6 protein-coding genes are annotated in these 5,432 nt (G+C 29.1%); 4 read left to right on the plus strand and 2 right to left on the minus strand.

The features are described from left to right. Positions 1-88: 88 nt before the first annotated feature. Together CLOBL_RS26640 and CLOBL_RS26645 are read right to left on the minus strand one after the other, a co-directional pair. Positions 89-439 (minus strand): thiol reductase thioredoxin, encoded by a 351-nt coding sequence (locus CLOBL_RS26640; protein WP_077861762.1) that lies wholly within the window; start codon positions 437-439, stop codon positions 89-91. Between the two features lie 154 nt (positions 440-593). Beyond that, positions 594-1,427 carry a helix-turn-helix transcriptional regulator gene (locus CLOBL_RS26645; protein WP_077861763.1) on the minus strand — a complete coding sequence of 278 codons (834 nt, stop codon included), beginning with the start codon at positions 1,425-1,427 and terminating at the stop codon, positions 594-596. 204 nt (positions 1,428-1,631) lie between these two features. Between CLOBL_RS26645 and CLOBL_RS26650 the strand changes: the two genes are divergently transcribed. From CLOBL_RS26650 to CLOBL_RS26665, 4 genes are all read left to right on the plus strand, one after another. Continuing rightward, on the plus strand, positions 1,632-2,192 hold the full coding sequence (locus CLOBL_RS26650) for a flavodoxin family protein (protein ID WP_077861764.1): 561 nt from the start codon (positions 1,632-1,634) through the stop codon (positions 2,190-2,192). Between the two features lie 438 nt (positions 2,193-2,630). Continuing rightward, the gene (locus CLOBL_RS26655; protein ID WP_077861765.1) at positions 2,631-2,948 is read left to right on the plus strand and encodes a metalloregulator ArsR/SmtB family transcription factor; all 318 of its coding nucleotides are present in this window, start codon (positions 2,631-2,633) and stop codon (positions 2,946-2,948) included. A 280-nt stretch (positions 2,949-3,228) separates the two neighbouring features. Further along, positions 3,229-4,227 carry an NADH:flavin oxidoreductase gene (locus CLOBL_RS26660; RefSeq protein ID WP_077861766.1) on the plus strand — a complete coding sequence of 333 codons (999 nt, stop codon included), beginning with the start codon at positions 3,229-3,231 and terminating at the stop codon, positions 4,225-4,227. Between the two features lie 242 nt (positions 4,228-4,469). Then, complete coding sequence (locus CLOBL_RS26665) at positions 4,470-5,216, plus strand: alpha/beta hydrolase (protein WP_077861767.1); 747 nt, start codon at positions 4,470-4,472, stop codon at positions 5,214-5,216. The last annotated feature ends 216 nt before the right edge of the window (positions 5,217-5,432 follow it).

A 5,432-nucleotide genomic window follows, 5' to 3' on the forward strand; every position in this document is an offset into this window, starting at 1 on the left:
GTCCTGCGGAATAAAAATGTATGTGATTTCGGTAAGTTACCACATAAGTCTAAGTCAAGGTTGGATATCTAGAACTTTAGTTGATTATTTATTTTAATAGATCCAATATTTCGTCCTCTGGAATTGAAGAATCGCAACGAACTTCTATTTCTCCATTTTTACTAACAATAAATCCTGGTACAGTTACAATATTATATTTTTTTCTAAATGAGCTAAGTAAATCATCTGAAAAATCAGAACTGTCCACATAGTAAATAGTTGTGTTAATTTTACTAGTCAAGCCACTTAATTTTTTAGCAAATTTACGGCAGAATGGGCATGTCTCACGACCAATATATATAGCAGCGAAGTCTTCATTAGATAATAATTCGTCTGCTTGTGTAGAAGTAACTTCTTCAAATAACTTTACATCTTCTTCATAGCTATCTTTCTCAAACATTTGTATCCTCCTAGTTTTTTTATAATATTATAGCAAAGCTAAATTATTAAATCAATTTAGTTAGCTTTTTTAGTAGCTGTTTTGTGAAGTTATAAAAAATATTATAACTTCACAAAATATGATGTTTTAAGGTATTTATTTTAGGCAGTGTAGTTTAATCAATTAGAAATTGTTTTATCTTTTTTTCAGTATCTGATCCAGGCAGTGCCGTAAGAATTGTTAGCTTTAAATTCCTATCTGATAAAACCATATAGCTGGTATACTCAAAGCTCAATTCTCCTAGAATTGGGTGATTGATGTTTTTTATTATTTCTTCTTCCATTTCAACATTATGCATTGTCCACCATGAATTAAATTCATTACTTTCTTTTTTTAGTTTCTCTACAAGGTCGTCAATCCAAGGATCTTCAACAAATTTACCATAAGCTATTCTAAATCTGGCAAGCATGCTTTGTGCTGTTGATTCCCAATTAATGATTGTCTTTTTATATTCCTCATTTGTAAACATTATTTTTAACATATTCCGTTTAGATGCATCAATTTTATTATAATCACAAATAAGTTTTTCAGAAGCTTTATTCCAGGCAATCACATTGTAACGATGATCAAGTATAGTTGCTGGAGAAAATTCTATGTTATTTAACACATGTTTAAGCATGGGATTAACAGTATTATCATAAGCTACTATTCTAGCTGGGGGTGTTAACTTTGCAAGATTGTAAAGATGCATAGTTTCCTCGTTATCAAGCATCAAAGTTCTAGCTAAACTTTCAAGAACTTGTGGAGATATGGTTATTGGGCGTCCTTGTTCAAGCCATGTGTACCAAGTTAAACCAACTCCTGAAAGAAAAGAAACTTCTTCTCGTCGAAGACCAGTTGTTCTTCTTCGGGTACCTTCAGGCAAGCCAACATCTGCAGGTAAAATTTTTGCTCTCCTTGTTTTTAAGAAATCTCCTAATTCTTTATATCTTTGTTTTGGATTATCCATAAACTTTTGCCTTCCTTTATCGTGGTAGTAATATAACTAGTATAAATTAATATCTATTACTATGATAAACCAAATGTTAATATTAACACAAGCCAATGAATTATAGTACAAGCCAAATAAAAAAATTCTAAGTGGTTGAAATTTTTTTAGAAAGAAGAATTAAAAGAATTTTGAACTAATCAAAGATTGGAGATGTTTATATCTATGAAAAAAATCGTAATTTTAAATGGAAGTCCACACAAAACTGGAAATACAATGGCGCTGGTTAATGAAGTTTCTAAATCAATGGAGAATAAAGAAACTGAAATCAAAACTTATAACCTAAATACAATGCAAATAAGCTGCTGCCAGGGGTGTAATGCCTGTAAAAAAGCAGGTAAATGCGCCATTAAGGATGATATGCAATTAATATATGAAGATATTAATGATGCTGATGGTATTATCTTTGCTACACCTATATATATTTATCAAATGTCTGCACAGCTGAAAATTGTTATTGATAGACTCGTTGCTTACATGAAAGAAGATCATTCAAGCTACCTTTCTCCTAATAAAAAAGTCTTATTCGTATCAACTTTTGGTGGAGGAATAATATCACAGTACCAAGATTATTTTGATATGACTGGTAAAAGCCTTGTATTTTTAGGCTTTGGAGAATACAAGACATTGATTACTGGAGGTTTACGTGAACCAAAAGAGTTGTTAGAACGTTCAAAAGTTCTACTAGAAGCAAAAAACATGGGTGAATGGTTATTAAATTATTAAAATGGCATATTTTAGATTATTTAAAAATTTAATCTAATATTTGTATGCTAAAATAATAATTTGAAATCGTCCTTTGCTATTTATCAACTAAAAAAGGCAGCAATGCCTTTTTTATTATCTTCTCATTTGCAGCAGCAATCAAATTAATTCTATTCTTAGGTTGCCCAACACAATCTATTTTTGAGGGAGTAGTTCAATGCCGTTTTTTGCATACAAATAAACTAACAACAGCGCGAGCATGATGAATGTGACGGCACCACAGGCGATGAAACTAACATATGAATTGAACATCTCCTTAAAACATGACGTTAACGTTATGTTAAGGACAGCATTTTCATGTGATAAAGTCAAGAAATATTTAGATATTGCATTTTACAAAAAACATATGATACTATTAATCTAGTTATAAAAGTAGATTCATTAAAAGGAATGAAAACAATGGATGCAGTAAAGATTTTTAAAGCACTAGGGAATGAAACTAGATTAAATATATTATTATGGTTAAAAGATCCAAAGAAAAATTTTGATCCACAAATACATTTATCAGTAATGGATGATTTTAAAGGTGGTGTGTGTGTAGGTTCCATAAGAAAGACAGCTGGATTAAGTCAATCAACTATATCTGGATTTTTATCAATATTAGAAGAAGCACAGCTCATAGAATCACGAAATATTGGTCAGTATACATATTACCGAAGAAACGAACAAACCTTAAAGGAAATATCTAAATGGATTAAAATTGAGTTGGAAGAATAAAGTAAGAGTAATAAATAAATTGGCAGAATCTGCTGGAATTCTATTTATTACTCTTTTTGATTTTCATTGCATTAAAAGTTTGGATGTGTTAATCTGTATTTGGCGATTTAATTAATCGGAATTTATAGATTAATTAAAATGAAATAAGGTAAGAATTTTTGAAAAAGTTATTCATTGAAAATTTATATGAAGACTAATTACAAAACTTTCACAAGCTACACTTTAGATTGTAATTTGATAATAAGTATTAAAATAAACAAAAAAGGGAGACGTGATAAAAATGTCATATGTACTTAAAAGCTTAGAAAACTGTAAATTAAAATTAAACAATAGATTGGTGTTTCCACCTATGGCAACTGCAAAATCAGATAATGGAATGGTGAGTCAGAACTTATTAGATTATTATGATGAGAAATCTAAAGGTGGATATATGTCTTTAATTGTTATAGAACATAGTTATATAACACCTCAAGGCAGAGCTAGTAAAGGGCAGCTTTCTATAGCAGAGGATTGCAATATGGAAGGTTTGAAAAAATTAGCTGAGGTTATTCATAAAAATGGTTCTAAAGCAATAATGCAAATTAACCATGCAGGAAGTGCAACTAATATAGAGATTACAGAAGGTTATGAGAGTGTAGGACCTTCAGCTATAATTAATCCACGTGCAAAATCAGATATTCCTAAGGAACTTAATAAAGACGAAATAAAAGAAATAATTGAAGCTTTTAAAGTAGCAGCTAAGCGTGTGAAAGATGCAGGTTTTGATGGAGTAGAAATACATTCTGCTCATGCATATCTTCTAAATCAATTTTATTCTCCGCTAACAAATAAGAGAACTGATGAATATGGAGGCGATGTATTAGGCAGAATAAAAATTCATTTAGAAGTAATAAAAGCTGTAAAGGAAGCCGTAGGCAGTGATTTTCCAATTCTTCTTAGACTTGGGGCTTGTGATTATACAGAAGGTGGAACAACAATAGAAGATAGCAAAATAGCAGCATTAGAATTCCAAAAAGCAGGAATAGATATATTAGATATATCAGGAGGATTTTGTGGTTATATTGTTCCAGGCAAAGAAAATGAACAAGGATATTTTTCTGAAATTACAGAGGCAATTAAGGAGGGTATATCAATCCCAGTTATACTAACAGGGGGAATAACTAAAATAGAAGCTGCAGAGAAGTTAATTTCTTCAGGCAAAGCTGATCTTATAGGGGTAGGAAGAGCAGCTTTTAAGGATTCAATGTGGGCAAAAAATGCAATTGAAAGCATTAAATAAACGTATATAAAACTATAAGTGAAGTTCTTTTAAGAGGAACTTCATTTTTTGTTTAATTTTAAAAAATGTTATAATTAACCAAAGGATAAATTGTATAATGGTAATTTAATAATTTATGAGAAAGGTGGTATTAGTATGGGGATTTTTAATAGACTTTAATAGTCTATATGCAAGAGTGATTATTAATTCTCCCGTGTAGACAATATGGAAAATTTACTATGTTTATTATTGGGAGGTAAAAAATGTCTTATTTTAAATATCAAAATCTTAATATTTACTACAGAGTATATGGTGAAGGAAAACCTTTAGTTATGATACATGGGGATACAGCGTCCTCAAAAATGTTTATGCCAGAATTAAAATTCTATTCTAAAAACTTTAAGGTGATTTTGCTAGATTTAGTAGGTCAGGGAAAGTCTCAAAGAGTAAGTGAATTGCCATTAAATTATTGGCAATTTAATGGGATGTTAATTATTGAATTATGTAAGTATATAGGAATTGAAAATGTTAACCTTTTAGGTACAAGTGGTGGGGCTATTATTGCTTTAAATGCTGTATTTGCGAATCCAAACTTATTTAATAAAATAATTTTGGATAGTTTTATGGGAGAAAATTTACAATATGAATTTGCTGAAAAAATTTTATATGATAGAAAAATAGCAAAAAGTAAGCTAAGCTCAAAATTATTTTGGTTTATGATGCATGGCTCTGATTGGGAAAATGTTATTGACCAAAATACAAATTTAATTATGAATTTTGCAAGAAATATAGGAAATTTTTTTGATTATGATCTTAAAAATATAAAAAATGATACTTTAATTACAGGAAGTTTGAAAGATGATTTAATACCTAATATTGAAAATATATTAAAAAGCATTAATTCAAAAATAGAAAATTCTAAATTAGTTGTTTTTAAGAATGGAAATCACCCGGCTATGTTTAGCAATAAAAAAGAGTTTAGAAATTTAGTGTTAAATTTTTTGACGTAAATTATAATGAATTTCAACAATATATATAAACATTATTAATAAATTTGAAATTGCGATTTAAAAAATAACTTAGTACTCCAAGACTCACGTAAAATATAATAAAGAGTAACACATCAAAAGGGGAGATGAGTGTTACTCTTTATTAGGATATTTATTTAATAGGGTAAATATTTATGAAAAAAATTATTATCAACTTTGTAACTTTATTATAATTGG

The organism is Clostridium sp. BL-8 (assembly GCF_002006495.1).
In the GTDB taxonomy this organism is placed as follows: Bacteria; Bacillota; Clostridia; order Clostridiales; family Clostridiaceae; genus Clostridium.